Source organism: Cyanobacteriota bacterium, from assembly GCA_025054735.1.
Classification (GTDB): domain Bacteria; phylum Cyanobacteriota; class Cyanobacteriia; order SKYG9; family SKYG9; genus SKYG9.
In genome coordinates, this window is record JANWZG010000526.1 from 1 (window position 1) to 2,254 (window position 2,254).

2 protein-coding genes are annotated in these 2,254 nt (G+C 51.6%); both read left to right on the forward strand.

Annotation, left to right across the window (positions count from 1 at the left end; all coding sequences use genetic code 11):
• Positions 1-166 precede the first annotated feature (166 nt).
• Positions 167-970, forward strand: coding sequence for a Uma2 family endonuclease (locus NZ772_17715; GenBank protein ID MCS6815393.1), 804 nt, complete (start codon positions 167-169; stop codon positions 968-970).
• Between the two features lie 67 nt (positions 971-1,037).
• Positions 1,038-2,254: ComEC family competence protein (locus NZ772_17720; protein MCS6815394.1), on the forward strand; the 1,217-nt coding region annotated here is incomplete at its 3' end.

Sequence of the window (2,254 nt, forward strand, 5' to 3'; positions counted from 1 at the left end):
GGTCAGGCAAACGAGACCAGCGAGGGGGCATGGCGTAGTAACCGTGGATTAAAAAGCTTCTACAGACCTCAGTATAACGAATCCCTAGCCATTCCTTTGCAGAATCTACAAGTTACAATCGCAGTTAGCATGACCGTCGTCCAATTCGTTCCCCAGTGTACTCATCATGCTCGATCATCGCCTGCTGCCCACGGAAGAAGATCTTCCCTTTACTGACGGTAAACCTGTGGATAGTGAACTACAGACTTGGGTGCCCGCATTGCTAGCCACAGTGCTGACTTGGTTGTGGCGCGATCGTACCGATTGGTTCTTTGGAGTCAACCTAGGGCTGTACTACGATCCAGACCTACCGGCTGTCGTGCCTGACGGCTTCCTGAGTCTTGGTGTGCCGTTCCTGAAAAATCCCAATGGTAGGCTTAGCTACCTGATCTGGCAAGAAAACAATATAGTTCCCCTGTTAGCAATTGAGCATGTTTCTCACAAATACAATGGTGAGTACGATGATAAGCTAGCCATCTATCGTCAAGTAGGAATTCCATACTACATCATTTACAATCCCACCTATTGGAGGCGACACAAACGCCAGCCCCTGGAAATGTATCGCCTCATTGATGGGGATTATGCGCTGCAAACAGATGAGCCACTATGGATCCCGGAAATTAACTTGGGTATCGGACGAGCACAAGGTACCTTTAGAGGGTGGCAGCGGGAATGGCTATTTTGGTTCAATGCTGATGGCGATCGCATTCTTGTACCGGAAGAGCAAGCGCGACAGATTGAGCGCCAACTAGCAGAGGAGCGGCGGCGAGTTACAGAAGCTCTGTGGCAAGTCCAACAAGAGCGATTACGAGCAGAACAAGCTCAACAGCAGGTAGAACAAGCTCAGCAACTTGCCTATCAAGAACAAATGCGGGCTAAACGCCTAGCCGATCGCTTGCGAGCCTTGGGCATTGATCCCGATTCTGTTTGATTAACTACGTGGTTACTTTCATACCTGTTATACCCTAGACGGAAACCGTATCGGGGTGGCAGGGGTTATGGCAGGCACGATCGCAGCAGTTCTCAGTCTTGCCTATATTTTGGGTTTATTCGCTACGGCAATTCCCGGCAAAGTGCTAGGAATTCCGAGTGGAGGCTGGGCCGTTTTGCTGACGGGTGTAATTGCAGCAGTTAGCTTGCCCCGATACTGGCGGACGGGCGCGACCCGTGGTATCTACCTGCTGGCAGGCATTGTTGGCCTGGTAGCCTGCTTGTACCTACAATGGCGAACACCCAACCCCTCACCCACGGATATTAGCTATACGTTGTCGGCATCAGATGGCGATCGGCCTGCGATTGTAGTTGTAAGCGGCAAACTCACCAGTACACCCCACCTCACCCGCAGTGGCAAGCGGCAATTTTGGCTAGAGGCTACGCAAGTTAGTGAGACGAGAGGTCGAGACATTCTCAGCGGACAGCCAGTAACGGGTAACGTTTACGTCACCGTACCAGCAAAAGCCGTTAAGGAATTGTATCCTGGCGACATCATCCATGTACGTGGTGTTTTATATCACCCCAAGCCCGCCGCAAATCCAGGTGGATTCGATTTTCAGGCATATTTGCGAAATCACAATTGTTTTGCTGGCCTGCGGGGATGGCAGATTGAGCGGGACGATCGTCCACCTGTGTGGGGGTGGTGGATGGTGCGTCGTCGCATTATCAATGCCCAAGCTCGGTGGTTAGGTGAGCCAGAGGCAGCCTTAGTGAGTGCCCTGGTCATTGGTGGGCGCGCTGTAGATTTGCCCTACAACCTCAAAGATGCCTTCGCTCGCACTGGGTTAGCCCATGCTCTTGCTGCCTCAGGATTTCAAGTCTCATTGATTCTGAGCGTTGTCATCGCCTTAACCCAACAGTTTTCAAGTCGGGTTCAGTTTGTAAGTGGTCTTGTAGCGCTGGGGATCTTTGTAGGATTGACAGGCGTACAACCAGCAGTGATGCGAGCAGCGGTCATGGGTGTAGGTGCATTAGTTGCCCTAGTGATGGAGCGCCAAGTGAAACCCTTGGGATCATTGCTACTAGCAGCAACAGTCCTGCTCCTATGGCAGCCACTATGGATATGGGATTTGGGATTTCAGCTTAGTTTATTAGCCACCTTGGGATTAATGGTGACAGTAGCCCCTCTGACCAAGTGGCTAGACTGGCTACCAACGCCGATCGCTTCATCAGTAGCAGTTCCGATCGCCGCCTACCTATGGACAATTCCTCTACAACTACT

Coding starts and splice junctions, on each gene's coding strand:
- NZ772_17715 (MCS6815393.1), top strand. CDS start 167: ATGCTCGATCATCGCCTGCTGCCCACGGAAGAAGATCTTCCCTTTACT.